Source organism: Methylobacterium sp. J-001 (assembly GCF_022829565.1).
Classification (GTDB): domain Bacteria; phylum Pseudomonadota; class Alphaproteobacteria; order Rhizobiales; family Beijerinckiaceae; genus Methylobacterium.
Genome location: NZ_JAKSYN010000089.1, coordinates 1 through 15,810 on the forward strand (window position 1 = coordinate 1; position 15,810 = coordinate 15,810).

General features: G+C 71.3%; 14 protein-coding genes. 9 read left to right on the forward strand and 5 right to left on the reverse strand.

From position 1 onward, the window contains the following. Positions 1–366 precede the first annotated feature (366 nt). From MKK65_RS09355 to MKK65_RS09370, 4 genes are all read right to left on the reverse strand, one after another. A complete protein-coding gene (locus MKK65_RS09355) occupies positions 367–1,251 on the reverse strand; it encodes a 3-keto-5-aminohexanoate cleavage protein (protein ID WP_243957229.1) in 885 nt (294 codons plus the stop codon). Between the two features lie 210 nt (positions 1,252–1,461). Further along, positions 1,462–2,220, reverse strand: coding sequence for an SDR family NAD(P)-dependent oxidoreductase (locus tag MKK65_RS09360; RefSeq protein ID WP_243957231.1), 759 nt, complete (start codon positions 2,218–2,220; stop codon positions 1,462–1,464). Beyond that, positions 2,217–3,167, reverse strand: a complete 951-nt coding sequence (locus tag MKK65_RS09365) for a 3-hydroxyacyl-CoA dehydrogenase family protein (RefSeq protein ID WP_313902033.1) — start codon at positions 3,165–3,167, stop codon at positions 2,217–2,219. Before MKK65_RS09365 ends, MKK65_RS09360 begins: the two co-directional genes overlap by 4 nt. A 9-nt stretch (positions 3,168–3,176) precedes the next feature. Further along, on the reverse strand, positions 3,177–4,202 hold the full coding sequence (locus MKK65_RS09370; protein ID WP_243957235.1) for a cyclase family protein: 1,026 nt from the start codon (positions 4,200–4,202) through the stop codon (positions 3,177–3,179). Between the two features lie 323 nt (positions 4,203–4,525). Here MKK65_RS09370 and MKK65_RS09375 point away from each other — a divergent pair, with 323 nt between their 5' ends. From MKK65_RS09375 to MKK65_RS09415, 9 genes are all read left to right on the forward strand, one after another. After that, positions 4,526–5,785 carry an ABC transporter substrate-binding protein gene (locus MKK65_RS09375; RefSeq protein ID WP_243957237.1) on the forward strand — a complete coding sequence of 420 codons (1,260 nt, stop codon included), beginning with the start codon at positions 4,526–4,528 and terminating at the stop codon, positions 5,783–5,785. 24 nt (positions 5,786–5,809) lie between these two features. Continuing rightward, on the forward strand, positions 5,810–6,685 hold the full coding sequence (locus tag MKK65_RS09380; RefSeq protein WP_058190718.1) for a branched-chain amino acid ABC transporter permease: 876 nt from the start codon (positions 5,810–5,812) through the stop codon (positions 6,683–6,685). A gap of 250 nt (positions 6,686–6,935) precedes the next feature. Next, entirely contained in the window at positions 6,936–7,856 is a 921-nt protein-coding gene (locus tag MKK65_RS09385) for a branched-chain amino acid ABC transporter permease (RefSeq protein WP_243957238.1), read from the forward strand. Next, positions 7,853–9,358: an ATP-binding cassette domain-containing protein gene (locus MKK65_RS09390; RefSeq protein WP_243957240.1), complete on the forward strand. Its 1,506-nt coding sequence runs from the start codon at positions 7,853–7,855 to the stop codon at positions 9,356–9,358. Before MKK65_RS09385 ends, MKK65_RS09390 begins: the two co-directional genes overlap by 4 nt. A 94-nt stretch (positions 9,359–9,452) precedes the next feature. Next, the gene (locus MKK65_RS09395; protein ID WP_243957242.1) at positions 9,453–10,688 is read left to right on the forward strand and encodes an acyl-CoA dehydrogenase family protein; all 1,236 of its coding nucleotides are present in this window, start codon (positions 9,453–9,455) and stop codon (positions 10,686–10,688) included. After that, positions 10,685–11,743, forward strand: coding sequence for a phosphotransferase family protein (locus tag MKK65_RS09400; RefSeq protein ID WP_243957244.1), 1,059 nt, complete (start codon positions 10,685–10,687; stop codon positions 11,741–11,743). Before MKK65_RS09395 ends, MKK65_RS09400 begins: the two co-directional genes overlap by 4 nt. Position 11,744: 1 nt before the next feature. After that, positions 11,745–12,521 (forward strand): SDR family NAD(P)-dependent oxidoreductase, encoded by a 777-nt coding sequence (locus tag MKK65_RS09405; protein ID WP_243957246.1) that lies wholly within the window; start codon positions 11,745–11,747, stop codon positions 12,519–12,521. A gap of 29 nt (positions 12,522–12,550) precedes the next feature. Then, positions 12,551–13,321, forward strand: a complete 771-nt coding sequence (locus tag MKK65_RS09410; protein WP_243957248.1) for an SDR family NAD(P)-dependent oxidoreductase — start codon at positions 12,551–12,553, stop codon at positions 13,319–13,321. Continuing rightward, the gene (locus MKK65_RS09415) at positions 13,318–15,090 is read left to right on the forward strand and encodes a class I adenylate-forming enzyme family protein (RefSeq protein WP_243957250.1); all 1,773 of its coding nucleotides are present in this window, start codon (positions 13,318–13,320) and stop codon (positions 15,088–15,090) included. Before MKK65_RS09410 ends, MKK65_RS09415 begins: the two co-directional genes overlap by 4 nt. On the opposite strand, the gene MKK65_RS09420 is transcribed toward MKK65_RS09415, so the two are convergent. After that, entirely contained in the window at positions 15,057–15,605 is a 549-nt protein-coding gene (locus tag MKK65_RS09420; protein ID WP_243957374.1) for a hypothetical protein, read from the reverse strand. The genes MKK65_RS09415 and MKK65_RS09420 overlap by 34 nt on opposite strands. Positions 15,606–15,810: the final 205 nt, after the last annotated feature.

Consider the following 15,810-nt stretch of genomic DNA (forward strand, 5'->3'; position numbering starts at 1 on the left):
CCGCACACCCTATGTCCTAACGCAACGCCGCTTCGATGCCGGATACGGGCGGGTGGTAGGCTACGCGCGTCTCGCCCGGGCCACGGGGGCGCAGAGTGGCCTGTACGTTCGCCGGAGTTTCGCGGAGCGGTCCGTGCGAAACACGAGAGGCCGGTCACACCTGCCGCATCACGGCTTGATCCATCGCTGCCGGATCACGCCCCCGGCTAACGCAAGCGGGCCTCCCTCCCCCGCAGAGGGGGTAGGGAAAGCCGCAGTGCTTCCCGTGGCTTCTGCAGACCCGATATGTGAATCCCCGAGCCCGCACTGGAACGGCGACCCACCCTCACCTTCGGCCTGCGGCGCTACCCGCGATGCGTGGACCCCTCACCCGCGCGGCGCCAGCCCGAAGATCGCCCGCGCCTCGTCGGGCGTCGCCGGCTCGCGGTCGAGATGGGCCAGCAGGCTGACGGCCTTTTCCACCAGGGCGGCGTTGCTGGGCGCGAGCACGCCCCGGGACAGGTACAGGTTGTCCTCCAGCCCGACCCGGACGTTGCCGCCCATGCCGGCGGCCACCGCCAGCATCGGGAATTCCTCCCGGCCGATGCCGAAGGCCGACCAGATCGCGTCCTCGGGCAGCCGGGCGCGCATCGCCACCAGGGCCTCCGGGGTCGCGGGCGCCCCCCAGGGGATGCCGAGGCAGATCTGGAACAGGGGTGGCCGCGCCAGATGCCCCTCCGCGATCAGGTACCGGGCCAGCTCGATCTGGCCGAGATCGAACACCTCGATCTCCGGCTTCACCCCGGCCGCGCGGATCTGGCCCGCCATGGTCCGCAGGTGCGCGGGGGTGTTGAGGAACAGGTGCTCGCCGAAATTCATCGTGGCGACGTCGAGGGTGCAGATCTCGGGGCGCAGCGCCGAGACGTGCCGGGTGCGGGTCTTGGGCGACATGAAGGTGGTGCCGGGTCCCGCCACCGACGGGTCGGGGTCGCCGGGCACGAACCGGCCCCCGGCCCCGGTGGTGAGGTTGAGGATCACGGACGCGTTCCGCTCGCGGATCCGCTCGACCACCTCGCGGTAATGGGTGAGCTCCATGCTGGGCGTGGCGGTTTCGGGATCGCGCACATGGATGTGGACCACCGCGGCCCCTGCGGAGGCCGCCTCCAGGGCCGATTGCGCGATGGCCTTCGGGCTCACCGGCACCGCCGGGTTCTTCCGAGGCGTGTCGAACGAGCCCGTGAGGGCGCAGGTGATGACGGTCGTCCGGGACATGTTTTTCTCCCTGGCCCTGTTCCTGATGCTGCAGGGTTTTCCCCTCCCCCTTGCGGGGAGGGGTTAGGGGTGGGGGTCGTGCAGACGGCACCGGGCCGCTCGATCCTGAACCACCCCCACCTCCGGCTCTTCCCCGCAAGGGGGGAGGAGAGCGTGCCTTGATCCACGATGGGCGAAACCGGGTGGCCGCCTGGGCGGAGGCGAGCCGCGCTATAGCGCTCCGCCATCCACCGTGATGGTCTCGCCAGTGATGTAGGCGGCGCCCGCGGCCAGGAAGAAAATCGTCTCGGCGATGTCCTCGGGCCGGGCCATGCGGCGCAGCATCGTGTGCTGCACGGTCGCGGCCTTGCGCGCTTCCGGCCAGGGCTCGGTCCAGGGCGTGGCGACGAGGCCGGGGGCAACGGCGTTGACCCGCACGTCCGGGGCGAGTGCCCGGGCGAGGCTGCGGGTCAGGTTGATCAGGCCGGCCTTGCTGGCCGAGTAGGCGATCGAGGAGCCCCGCCGCCCGAGTCCCGCCACCGAGGCCGTGTTGACGATCGCCCCGCGGTTTTCTTTCAGACTGGCCGCCGCGGCCCGCGAACAGCGGTACGGGCCGATCAGGTTCGTCGCCAGGATCGTCTGCCAAAACTCTTCCGTCATCGCGTCGAGGTCCTCGAAGGCGATCGGCGCGGTGGTGCCGGAGGTCCCGGCATTGTTGACCAGCACGTCGAGGCCGCCGAGCGCCGCGATCCCGGCCGCCACCATCGCCTCGGCCGCGCCGGGCTGGGACACGTCCCCGGGGAGCGCCATCACAGCCAAGCCCTCGCCGGCGAGACGCTCGGCCTCCGCGGGGCCGCGGGGATCGTCGGGCAGGTGGTTCAGGGCCACGCTAGCGCCGTTGCGGGCGAACAGCGTCACCGTCGCCAGCCCGATGCCCGAGGCGGCGCCGGTGACGAGGATGCGCCGTCCGGACAGGTCCGCGCCGATCATGTGCCCTCCATCCGGCCGATCCCGACCATCGCCGTCTTGAGCGCCAGGAGCTTGCGGTCGCGCGCGCGGAACAGCTCCGCCGGCTCGCGCCCGCCCCAATCGAAATAGCCGCGCCCCGCCATCACCCCGGTCCGGCCCTCGGCGCAGAGCGCGTCCAGGGTCTCCGACCGGGTCCGGGGCGGGGGCGGCACGTAGCTGGCATTCGCCAGGGCGCGCCGGGTCAGGTCCAGCCCGGTGAAATCGGCCTTGGCGAGGTGGCCGAGGATCGGGATGCGTAAGCTGAGCCCGTGGATGATCGCGTCGTCGATGTCGCGCGGCTCGGCGATGCCCGCGTCCAGCAGCCGGAACACCTCGGCGCTGATCGCCGACTGGATCCGGTTGGCGACGTAGCCGGGGATGAAGCGCTTGAGCACGATCGGCACCTGACCGAGGCCGAGCACGAGGTCGCGCATCGCGGCGATCACCGCCGGATCCGTGCCAGGACCCGGGACCACGTCGACGAGGTCGACGATGTAGGGCGGCGTGTACCAGTGCATGACCAGCGCCCGGGCCTGGCGGGCCTGCGGGATCAGCGGGAAGACGTCGAGATAGCTGGTGTTGCTGGCCAGGATCGCGTCGGCCGGGCAGAGCCGGTCGAGCGCGGCGAACAGCGCCTGCTTGGCCTCCGGGTTCTCGGTGATCGCCTCGATGACCAGGCCGGCGCCCGCCACCGCCGGTTCGAGGTCCGCCTCGACGCGGACGGCCTCGGCGAGCCGGGCGGCGTCCCAGCCGTCCGGTGCGGCGCCCGCCTCCTGCAGGGTTGCCAGCGCCGATTCCATGAGCGTCGGCACCCGGGCGCGGGTCTGCGCATCCGTGTCGGTGATCCGCACGGCATGCCCGTGGAGCGCCAGCACCAGGGCGATGCCGTGCCCCATCAGGCCGCCGCCGACGATCGCGATCTCCATGATGCCGCCCCCTCAGACCGTCGCGATCGGCGTCGTCGGCGAGCCGACCGCGCCGGGCAGGCGCAGCGGCGGCGCGGTGAGCAGGAAGCGGTTGCGCCCATGAGTGCGCAGCCAGTCGGCCAGCGGCGTCAGGTGCCACAGCTCGCCGAGATTGACCCCGAGCTTGAACAGGCAGTGCTCGTGGAGCGGCAGGGTCGCGCAGCAGGCCGGCCCCGCCCCGGCGGGATAGGCCTCGACGGCGTAGTTGTCGGCGATCAGCGCGCAGAGGCCCGAGCGGGTGATCCAATCGAGGAGCCGCGGGTCCCGGCCGTCGAGGCCGGCGCAGAGGTTGTGGACCTGCTTCGGATCGGGCGTGCCGCCCATGGCGATCAGCCGCTCGGCGAAGCCGGTATGCAGGCAGACCATGTCGCCGGGCTCGATCACGACGCCGTCGGCCTCGAGGATCCGGGCGAGCTGGTCGTAGCCGACCTTGACCTTGGCGTCGCCGAGATGGGCGCGCAGGTCGATCATCACGGCGCGGCCCTGCATGCCGACTTCGGCCAGGCGCTCGATCCCGAGTTTTTTCGCCCGGGACGGCTGGTCGGCCGCCTCGGGCGTGCTCGGCCCGACAATGTCCCGGCCGCCGCGAAAACCGTTGTAGAAGGTCGGTGCCGCGCCCGCGCCGTCGGCATCGAACAGCGCGCCGACATGGGCGAGCGAATCCCACTGCGTCGAGTATTGCAGATGGATCAGCGCGCGGTCGTCGCAGATCACGTCGGTGGCGCCCGCGACCTCCTCGCAGACCGGGAAGTTCATGTTCGGCCGGCCGTTGGCCCGCCGGGTCGGGGTGATCTGCGGCGGATGGCGGCGCGGGTTGAGGACGTTGCCGCCCGGCAGGTCGAGGGGCAGGCTGAGGCAGAAGGTCAGGCCCTCGCGCACCTCGGCGACGCCCTGGCGCACCTTCTCGGGGGTCAGGAGGTTCAGCCGCCCGAGCTCGTCGTCGGGGCCGAAATCCCCCCAGGTCGAGCCCTCGGGGCGCCGGGTCCAGCGCAGGCTCATTCGCGCCGTCCCCGCGACCGATGCCGCTGGGCGGGTCGCGTTGCGGGAATCCGGGGCCGCGGTCCGGGGCGAACCCCGGCCGCGGCCGAGTGTGCGTTCCTCACCTGTGCGTCGCCCTTCTTCGAGGCCGTCGAGCCCGCGTTTCGCGAAGCCGCTCCGAGCCTAGGACGGCGCTGCGTGAGTCGATACCCCCGGCGGAAAACGACTCGGCCGAAACGTCACCGGCCAATCCCGACGCAGGTCTTGTGATCTGGCTTGGCACGGATACAGTTCATCCCAAGCCCGCGAATAAAAAATTCGGGCACTGGGATGAGGAATCGCCGATGTCCGAGACCGTGCGCGTCGTCGCTCGGCATGCCCCGATTCGGCGCACGCTGCCCGTGCTGCTCGCGGCGGGCTTGATCGTCTCGGGGCAGGCGCGCGCCGCCGACCCGATCAAGATCGGGGTGATCGCCGAGGCGCAGTCGGTGGCCGGGGCCGCGATCCCGAAGGCGGTCCAGCTCGCCGCCGACGAGATCAACGCCCAGGGCGGAATCGACGGCCGCCAGATCCAGGTGGTGACCTACGACGACAAGAGTTCCGCCTCCGACGCGGTCCGCGCCTTCCAGCGGGCGGTCAGCGAGGACAAGGTCAACCTCGTCATCGCCAGCTATATCTCCGAGGTCGTTCTGGCCCTGATGCCGTGGTCGGCGCGGCTCAAGACGCCGATGATCACGCCGGGCGCCGCCTCCAACGAGATCAGCGTCGCGGTCCACAAGGACTACGCGCGCAACCGCTACACCTTCCACGGTTATCTGACCTCGCACGCCCTGGCGCAGTCGGTCTGCGACTCGGCCAAGGAGGCGCTCGTCGGGCTGTTGAAGGCGAAATCCGCGGCGATCATGAGCGAGGACGCGGCCTGGACCCGCCCGCTCGACGCGGCCTACGAGGAATGCCTGCCCAAGGCCGGGCTCACGGTGGTGGAGCACGTCCGGTTCTCGCCGGATACGGGCGACTTCACGCCGATCTACAACAAGATCGAGGCGGCCAAGCCCGACCTGATCGTCACCGGCATCGCCCATGTCGGCGTGCAGCCCACCGTGCAGTGGCAGAACCAGCAGGTGCCGATCGCCATGACCGGCATCAGCGGCCAGGCGACTTCCTCCACCTTCTGGGCCAACACCAACGGCGGCACGCAGGGCGTGCTGTTCGACGCCATCGCGGTCCCCGGCGTGGCGATGACCGAGAAGACGAACGCCTTCACGGACGCCTACATCAAGCGCTTCGGCGGCGCCCCGTCCTACGCGGGCTACATGGCCTACGACGCCATGCATTACGCCGCGGATGCGGTGAAGCGCGCCGGTAGCACCGAAGCCGACAAGCTGGTGGACGCCCTGGAGAAGACCGATTGGCTCGGCACGGTCGGGCGCATCCAGTTCTACGGCAAGGACGAGACCTTCACCCACTCGATCAAGTACGGGCAGGGCTTCGTCACCGGGCTGCTGGCGCAATGGCAGGCTGGCAAGCAGGTCGCGATCTGGCCGGCGGCGGTGGCCAACGGGACATTGATCCTGCCCCCCGCTGTGAAGCCGGCGGTCCAGTAATCGCGACGCGAGAGGCCCAAAACAATGATCGGGCTCCAGATCCTCGTCGACGGCTTCGCGATCTCGGCGCTCTACGCGCTCGGCGCGATGGGCTTCACCCTGATCTTCGGCGTCTCCGGCGTGCTCAACCTCTCGCACGGCGCGCTGATGGTGATGGCCGCGGTCGCCGCCTGGGCGGCCTCGTCCCAGTTCGGCCTCGGCTCCTACGCGGGCGCCGGCATCGGCATCCTGTGCGGCCTGGCCGCCGCCCTGGTCACCTACTTCGCCATCGTCGCCCCGATCGAGCGCAGCAAGGCGATCCCCCGGGAGGAGAAAGAGATCTTCGTGCTCACCGGCACCCTGCTCTGGGGCATCATGATCCAGGAGCTGGTCGCCTACTTCTTCACCGACAACCCGAAGACGGTGCTGCCGATCGTCGAGGGGGTGATCGAGATCGCCGGAGTCCGCACGCCGAAGAACGAGATCTTCACCGCGGTGATCTGCTGGATCGTGATCGGTCTGCTCTGGGTGTTCGTGAACAAGGCGCGGGCCGGCAAGGTCCTGCTCGCCGCCTCCATGAACCCCCGCGGGGTCACGCTGCTCGGCCACGACATGTCCCGGATCTACGTCGCGGTCTGGGCGATCTACGGGCTGCTCGCCGGCATCGCCGGGGTGCTGCTCGGGATGTTTTTGGGGGTCTCGTCCTACTCGGTGGGGCCGCTCACCGCGAGCGCCTTCTCGATCGTGGTGCTGGGGGGCTTGGGCAGCGTCACCGGCTCGCTGATCGCGGCCTATGTGGTCGGCTATCTCGAGACCGCCACAGCCTACCTGATCTCCCCGGCCTACCGGGTGATCCCGGCGCTGCTGCTGCTCGTGGCCGTGATGTACCTGCGCCCGCAGGGCCTGCTGGGGCGGCGGTGATGGTTTTTTGGGGACTTGTCCGCCCGTGGTCCGAATGGGAGGCGCGCGACCTCCATGGCACGCCCTCCCCCCTCTGCGGGGGAGGGTGGCCCCCGAAGGGGGTCGGGAGAGGGGCAGCGCGACGATGCAGGATGGATCGGGCGTCACGCCTTCTTCGGACACCGCGCTCCCCTCTTCCGACCCGGCCTGACGGCCGGCCCACCCTCCCCCGCAAAGGGGGGAGGGCAACGCGCGGAGGATGGACCCGCTCATGAAGCTCCTCACCACCCCGGGCTTCTGGGTCGCGCTCCTGGCGCTCGCCCTGGCCGCGTTCCTGCCCTGGTGGGTCTCGGGCTACATCCTCGGGCTCCTGACCATCGCGTATTATTTCGGCGTCTTCGCCATGGCCTGGGACCTGCTGTTCGGCTTCGCCGGCGAGGTCAATTTCGGACCGACCTTCCTGATCGGACTCGGGGCCTACGGGGCCGGCATCCTCAACAACCGCTACGAAGTGCCGATCCCCTACTGCCTGGCGGCCGGGACGGTGCTGGCGGTGGTCGGCGGGCTGGCCCTGGCGCTGCCGGCCCTGAAGGTGCGGGGGCCGTATTTCGGGCTGATCACGCTGGTCGCGGTGCTGCTCCTGCAGAACATGATCGTGGTGTTCTCCGGGATCACCGGCGGCGAGATCGGGCTCACCGTGCCCGACGTGATCTCCATCGACGCCGACACCAATTACTGGATCGCACTCGGCTTCATGGCGTTTGCCGGTCTGGTGCTCACCGCCATCGCCCGCTCGCCCGTGGGGCTGATCCTCCAGGCCTCCGGCCAGGACCCGATCGTGACCGGCGCGCTCGGCTTCAACGTCGCCAAGCACAAGCTCGCGGCCTTCGCGGTCAGCGCCGCCTTCTCGGGCCTCGCGGGCGGATTGGTGGTCTTCTACATGGGCACCGCCTCGGTCGGCACGCTGATCGACACCGCGGTGGGCGTGCAGGTGATCATCGCCGCGGTGCTCGGCGGACGCCGGACCATCGTGGGCGCTGCGCTGGGGGCGGTGTTCCTGATCGCCGCGGGCGAGCTGCTCCGACCGCTCGGCGCGCTCTCGACCTTCGTGGTCTCGGCGGTGGCGCTGCTCGTCATCCTGTTCGTGCCCTCGGGACTGCTCGGCCTCGCATCCGTCCGGAGAGCACGATGACCGTCGCCGTCCGCCCAACGCCCCCGCGGACCGCGTCCCTCGCCGAGCCCTGCCTCACGGTGCGCGGCCTGACCAAGCGCTTCGGCGGCCTCGTCGCCGTCAAGGACATCGACCTCGACCTGCGGCCCGGCGAGATCCTGGGGCTGATCGGGCCGAACGGCTCGGGCAAGTCCACCGTGATGAAGCTGATCATGGGGCTGGAGCGGCCGAGCGCCGGCTCGATCCGCCTCGACGGCGCCGAGATCGGCGGGCTGCCGGCCCATCGGGTCGCCCGCTCCGGCGTCGGCCTCGTGTTCCAGCACGCCCGCCCGCTCCAGCGACAGACCGTGCTGGAGAATATCAGCCTCGCGCTCCTGCCCGACAGCCTGCTCCGCCTGGTCGCGGATCCCCACGTCGCGCGCCGCGCGAAAGACATCGCCGAGCGCGTCGGCCTCGGCGCCGTGGCGGATCGGCGCCCCGGCACCCTGCCCTTCGCGGATCTGCGCCGGCTGGAGCTCGCCAAGGCGATCGCCCGCGACCCGAAAGTGGTGCTGGTGGACGAGCCGTTCGCGGGCCTGACCGGGGGCGAGGTCGCGGCCTTCTCCGAGCTGATCCGGGGTTTTCGCGACGAGGGCAAGGCGGTGCTCCTCGTCGACCACAACGTGAAGAGCGTCGCGGCCCTCGTGGACCGGGTCTTCGCCATGTATCTCGGCGAGCGCATCGCCGAGGGCTCGGCCGACTCCGTGATGGCCGATCCGACCGTGCGCCGGGTCTATCTCGGCGGCAGCATCGAGACCGCGGCCCGGCCCGAGGCCGCCTTCAAGCTGGAATCGCTGCTCACGGTCGAGAATGTCGACGTGCTCTACGGGAAGGCGCAGGCCCTGCGCGGTGCCGCGATCCACGTCCACGAGGGCGAGTTCGTGTCGGTGGTCGGCCTCAACGGCGCCGGCAAGACCACCCTGTTCAACGCCATCTCGGGGCTGGTCCCGCATACCGGCACGATCCGGTTCGACGGCCGGGATCTCGCCCGCTTGAGCCCCGCCGCGATCGCCCGGGCCGGCATCGTCCAGGTGCCCGAGACCCGCGAGCTGTTCGGCGACCTCAATGTTCGCGAGAACCTCGATCTCGGCGGCCAGCACTTCCCGAAGGCCGAGAGCGCCAAGCAGCGCGACTGGCTCTACGAGCTGTTCCCGATCCTCAAGGCCCGGGAGGCCCAGACCGCCCGGACGCTGTCCGGCGGCGAGCAGCAGATGCTGACCATCGCCCGCGCCCTGATGATGCGCCCGCGCCTCCTGATCCTCGACGAGCCGACGCTCGGCCTCGCCCCGGTGATCCTGGAGCTGCTGTCGAAGGCCCTGGAGCGCCTGCGCCAGACCACGCCGATCACCGTCCTGCTCGGCGAGCAGAACGTCACCTTCGCGCTCCCCCATGCCGACCGGGTCTACGTGCTGGAACAGGCCCGCATCGTCTGGGAAGGCCCGCCGGACCGGTTCGCCGGCGAGATGGGGGCGAAGTATTTGTGAGGAATGTGGTCGCACGCGCCGCTCTCCCTCCCCCCCTCTGCGGGGGGAGGGAGATGCGCGGATCCCATCAGAACAACATCGGGGAGCGGATGCCGTGGATTTCAACCTCTCCCCATCCCAGACGCACTGGCTGACCCGGGTCCGCGCCTTCATCGCCGATGAAATCCGGCCCGCCGCCGGTGCGGTGGCAGCCGAGCGGGCGGCGAGCCGCGCGCCCTCGCCGACGATGGAGCGCTTGAAGGAGAGGGCGCGAGCCGAGGGCCTGTGGAACCTGTTCCTGCCGCCCTCCCCCGAGCACGACACCGATGAATACCGCGGCGCCGGCCTGACGAACCTCGATTACGCGCTCTGCGCCGAGGAAATGGGCAAGGTCGGGATCGCGTCGGAATGCTTCAACTGCGCGGCGCCCGACACCGGCAACATGGAGGTGCTGCACCGCTACGGCAGCCCGGAGCAGAAGGCACGCTGGCTGCGGCCGCTGATGGACGGAAAAATCCGCTCGGCCTTCCTGATGACCGAGCCGGACGTGGCCTCCTCGGACGCCACCAACATCGAGACCGCGATCCGCCGGGACGGCGACGATTACGTCATCGACGGGTGCAAATGGTGGTCCACCGGCGTCGGCGATCCGCGCTGCACGATCGCGATCCTGATGGGCAAGACCGATCCGGACGCGCCCCGGCACCGGCAGCAATCGCAGATCCTCGTGCCCATGGACACGCCCGGCCTGCGGGTCGAGCGGCTGCTGCCGGTCTTCGGCTACGAGGACGCGCCCAAGGGCCACGGCGAGGTGGTGCTGGAGACCGTGCGCGTCCCGGCCGAGAACCTGATCCTCGGCGAGGGGCGCGGCTTCGAGATCGCGCAGGGGCGACTCGGGCCGGGGCGCATCCACCATTGCATGCGCACCATCGGGGTCGCCGAGGCGGCGCTCGAGGCCATGGCCCGGCGCCTGGTCTCCCGGGTCGCCTTCGGCAAGCGGATCAGCGAGCAGTCGGTCTGGGAGCAGCGGGTCGCGGAGGCGCGGATCGATATCGAGATGACCCGCCTGCTCTGCCTGAAGGCCGCCGACATGATGGACAAGGTCGGCGCCAAGGGTGCCAAGCTCGAGATCGCCATGATCAAGGTCGCCGCGCCGCGGATCGCCCTCAAGGTGATCGACGACGCGATCCAGGCCCATGGCGGCGCCGGCGTGTCCGAGGATTTCGGACTGGCCAGGATGTACGCCCATATCCGCACCCTGCGGCTGGCCGACGGGCCGGACGAGGTGCACAACCGCTCCATCGCCCGACTCGAATTCGGGCGCTACACCAATGCCCGGGAGGGTACATGAGCGGCCCCGACGCCTTCTCCGGCGTGAAGCCGGTCGAGCCGCGCCATCGGATCGACGAGGCGCGGCTCGCCGCTTGGCTCGCCGAGCACGTCCGCGACTATGCCGGGCCGCTTGACCTGCAGCAGTTCCGCGGCGGCCAGTCGAACCCGACCTACCGGCTGGAGACGCCGGGCCAGGCCTACGTGCTGCGGCGCAAGCCGTTCGGGCCGCTGCTGCCCTCCGCACATGCGGTGGAGCGCGAGTTCCGGGTGATCGGCGCACTCTACGGCGAGGGGTTTCCCGTCCCGCGCCCCTTCGCGCTCTGCGAAGACGAAACCATCATCGGCGCGGCCTTCTACGTGATGGAGGCGGTGGGCGGCACCGTGCATTGGGACGGCACCCTGCCCGGCTTCGACCCGCATGCCCGGCACCGCCACTACGCCATGATGATCGCGACGCTGGCCCGCCTCCACGCGATCGAGCCGGAGGCGGCCGGACTCGCCGATTACGGCAAGCCCGGCAACTACTTCGCCCGGCAGGTCGACCGCTGGACCCGCCAGTACCGCGCCGCCGAGGATGGTCGGCTGGAGGATGTCGAGCGCCTGATCGCCTGGCTGCCCCGCACCGTGCCCGAGCAGCAGGGCGCGGCCATCGTCCACGGCGATTACCGCCTCGACAACCTGATCTTTTCCCCCGACGGCGGCGTCAGCGCGGTGCTCGATTGGGAGCTGTCGACGCTGGGCGATCCGCTCGCCGATTTCACCTACCTGCTGATGCATTGGGAGCTGCCCGCGGACGGGCGCAGCAGCCTCGGCGGCCTCGACCTGCCGGCGCTCGGCATCCCAACCCGGGACGAGGCTGTGGCGCTCTACTGCCGGGCCGCGGACCGCGTCGCCCTGCCCGACCTCGACTGGTACTTCGCCTACAACCTGTTCCGGCTGGTCGGCATCCTCCAGGGTGTGGCGGCCCGCGCCAAGGCCGGCAACGCCGCGAGCGAGCACGCCGCCGCCATGGCGGCGCGGGTGCCCGCACTCGCCGCAAGGGCCTGGGCGTTCGCCGAGCGCGCGGGGGCCTGAGATGGATCTCGCGGGCCGCGTCGTCGCCGTCACCGGGGCCGCACGGGGCATCGGCCGGGCGCTCGCCGAGGCCGCGCAGGCCCGGGGCGCAACGATCGTCGCCCTCGACCGGGACGGCGCCGGGGCGGAGGCCGTTGCCGCCCGGCTCGGCGGCCGCGCCTACGCGCTGGACGTGGCGGATGCCGAGGCCGTCGCGGGGACGCTGGCCCGGATCGAGGCCGAGATCGGGCCGATCGCGCTCTACTGCTCCAATGCCGGCATCCTGGAGCGCGACCCCGATCCCGGGCTCGCGACCTCGGCCGATCCGGCGAGCTGGGACCGGGCCTGGTCGGTGAACGTGATGGGCCATGTCCATGCGGCCCGAATCCTGGTTCCGCTCTGGCTCGACCGGGGCGGGGGCGCCTTCCTCGGCACCGTCTCGGCGGCCGGATTGCTGAGCCAGATCGGCGGCGCCACCTATTCGGCGACCAAGCACGCCGCCCTCGCCTTCCTGGAGCACATCGCCATCGCGCATGCCGCGGACGGCATCCGGGTCGCCGCCCTGTGCCCGCAGGGGGTCGACACCGCCATGCTCGGCGGGGCCAGCGCCGCTGCCCGCGACGGCGTGCTGTCGCCCGCCTCCGTGGCCGAGGCGGCCTTCGACGGGCTGGCGCTGGGCCGGTTCCTGATCCTGCCGCACCCGCAGGTCGCGGACTACGCCCGCCGCCGGGCCGACGACCCCGAACGCTGGCTCGCCGGCATGGCGCGCCTGCGCCGGTCGATGCTGGACGCTCGATGACACCTGACCCGGCTCAGCGAGGACGCGCCATGTCCCTGTTCGATCTGACCGACAAGGTCGCGCTGATCACCGGCTCGTCCCGGGGCATCGGCCGGGCGATCGCCCTGCGGATGACCGAGCACGGCGCCCGGGTGGTGATCTCGTCGCGCAAGCGCGAGGCCTGCGAGGCGGTGGTGGCGGAGATCGAGGCCGCCCACGGCCCGGGTCGCGCGGTGGCGATCCCGGCGAGCATCTCGGTGAAGGTGGAACTGGAAGATCTGGTCGCGCAGACAGAGGCCCGGCTCGGGCCGGTGGACGTGCTGGTCTGCAACGCCGCCAGCAACCCGTATTACGGGCCGCTCGCCGGCATCTCGGACGCGCAGTTCCGAAAAATCCTGGAGAACAACGTCCTGTCGAACCACTGGCTGATCCAGATGGTCGCCCCCGGCATGGTCGCGCGGCGGGACGGGGCGATCGTGATCGTCTCCTCCATCGGCGCGCTGAAGGGGTCGCCGGTGATCGGCGCCTACAACGTCTCGAAGGCTGCCGACCTCCAGCTCGCGCGCAACTACGCGGTGGAATACGGCCCGGCCAACGTCCGGGTGAATTGCCTTTGCCCGGGGCTGATCCGCACCGATTTCGCCCGGGCCCTGTGGGAGGATCCCGAGATGCTGGCCTCCACCACCGCCGCCGCGCCGCTGCGCCGGATCGGCGAGCCCGACGAGATCGCGGGGGCGGCCGTGTTCCTGGCCTCGCCGGCGGGCCGGTTCGTCACCGGCCAGGCGCTGGTGATCGACGGCGGCGTGACGATCGCACGATGAGCCCGGATCACCGCCTTCCCGCCGGCTGGCCCGCCCTCTCCTTCCGCGAGGCGGAAGCGCGCCTCACCGGGCCGGGCGCGCCCTTCGCGATCGCCACGGTGCCGATCCGCGGTGTGCCGACCCGGATCTGGACGAACGCGCCCCCGACCCTGCGCGACCTGTTCCGCATCGCCCAGGGCCATGGCGACAGGACCTTCGTGGTCTACCGGGACGAGCGCGTCACCTTCACGGGCTTCGCCCGCGCCGCGACCGCCCTGGCCCACGCCCTGGTGGCGGCCGGGATCGGCAAGGGCGACCGGGTCGCGATCGCGGTGCGCAACCTGCCGGAATGGCCGGTCTGCTACTACGGCGCCCTGCTGGCCGGGGCGATCGCGACGCCGCTCAACGCCTGGTGGACCGGGCCGGAACTGGCCTACGCGCTCCGGCATTCCGGCGCGCGGGTGCTGATCGCCGACGGCGCCCGATACGAGCGCATCGCCCCTCACCGGGTCGAGTGCCCGGCCCTGGAGCGGATTTTTGTCACGCGGATGGAGCCTGACGAGCGGGCGACGCCGCTCGGCGACGTGATCGGCCCGGTGGCGGATTGGGCCGCCCTGCCCGACCGGTCGCCGCCCGACATCGCCCTCGATCCGGAGGACGACGCCACCCTGTTCTACACCTCCGGCACCACGGGCCGGCCGAAGGGCGCGGTCGGCACCCACCGGGCCGCGGCGACCACCGTGATGGCCTATCCCTATTCCGCGTCGCGCAGCGCCCTGCGCCGGGGCGAGGCACCGCCGCGGCCGGACCCCGCCGCACCGCAGCGGGCCTCGCTTCTGGTGATCCCGCTGTTCCACGTCACCGGCTGCCACGCGAGCCTCGGGGCGGCGCTCTATGGCGGCCATCGCCTGGTGATGATGCATCGCTGGGACGCCGTTGAGGCCCTCGACCTGATCGACCGGGAGGGCTGCACCGGCGCCGGCGGCGTCCCGACCATCGCCTGGCAGCTCGCCACCGCCGCCCGGGAGGCGGGTCGGCCGCTGCCGAGCCTGGAATCGGTGACCTATGGCGGCGCCCCGGCGGCCGGCGACTTGGTGCGTGCCCTGGGCGAGGCCTTCCCGAAGGCCGTCCCCGCCACCGGCTGGGGCATGACCGAGACCTCGGCGACCTTCACCCATCACCAGGCCGAGGATTACCTGGCCCATCCCGAATCCTGCGGCCCGCCCCTGCCGGTCTGCGAGGTGCGGATCCTCGATCCGCTGGGCCAGGACTTAGCCCCCGGCAGCATCGGCGAGCTGTGCGTGAAGGGCCCGAACGTGGTCCGTGGCTACTGGGACGACCCGGCGGCCACCGCGGAGGTTCTGTCCGACGGCTGGCTGCGCACCGGCGACCTCGCTCGGGCCGATGCGGACGGCTTCCTGACCATCGTCGACCGGATCAAGGACATGCTGATCCGCGGCGGCGAGAACATCTATTGCTGCGAGGTCGAGAACGTCCTCTATGCGCATCCGGACGTGATCGACGCGGTGGTGCTGGCCGTGCCCCACCCGACGCTCGGCGAGGAGCCCGGCGCCATCGTGGCCCTGGCCGAGGGCGCCCGGACCGGCCCGGAGGAGATCCGGGCTTTCGCGGCCGAGCGGCTCGCGGCGTTCAAGGTGCCGGTGCGCGTCGTGGTCTGGGACGGGCTCCTGCCCCGCAACCCCGCGGGCAAGATCCTGCGGGCGCCGCTGCGGAGCGTGTTCGCGGAGGCCTCCGCTCAGAACGGCTCGCCCTCGTCGTCCGGCCGGTAGACCCGTAGGGACCGGCCGTCCGGGAATTCCACGGAGCGGCGGCGCACGACGAGGTAGCCCGCGGCCTCCGCGGCGCGCAGGCGCTCCAGTCGCTCGTCGGCATAGCCCGGTCCGTAATTGTAGGCCCGGTAACGCGGGTAGCTGTCCAGCGGCGGCGGGGGCGGTGGCGCGACCGCGACCATCCTGTGGGCGCGCGCGGTCCGGGTCGGGGAAGCGGCGATGCGCGGCCGGTGCACCGTCGTTGCAGCCCGCCTGGCCTCCGGGCCGGTGCGATGCGTCGCGATCCGTTTCTGGATGGGCCGCGCGGCGACCGCCTTGCGGGCCGGTGCTGCGGCAGCAGGGGTCGAGGCGGGCGGCGGGGCGGCTTTCTGAGCCTCGGCCGGACTAGCCACCGGGGCCGGATTGCGGGCCGGCGGATCGGTCCAGCCCGACGCCTGCTCGGCCCGCACGCTGGTCGCGCCCAGAGCGAGGGACAGGATCAGGGCGGCGAGACTCGTTCGTGCACCGTACGGCATGGTGCCCTCCTGAGATCGCGGGATTTCGGGTCGGTCCGCGGGGCAGCGCGACAATAGAGGGAACGGTCCCGGAGGGGAATTCCACCGCTCCAATTTGACCGTGATCCCCCAGGACATTTTTAGATCAGTGAATCGTTACGGATTCGAGCCGACAACTTTTCCGCGGGGCCGCGGATCCCCACGCACGGCCACGATACTCTAGTGG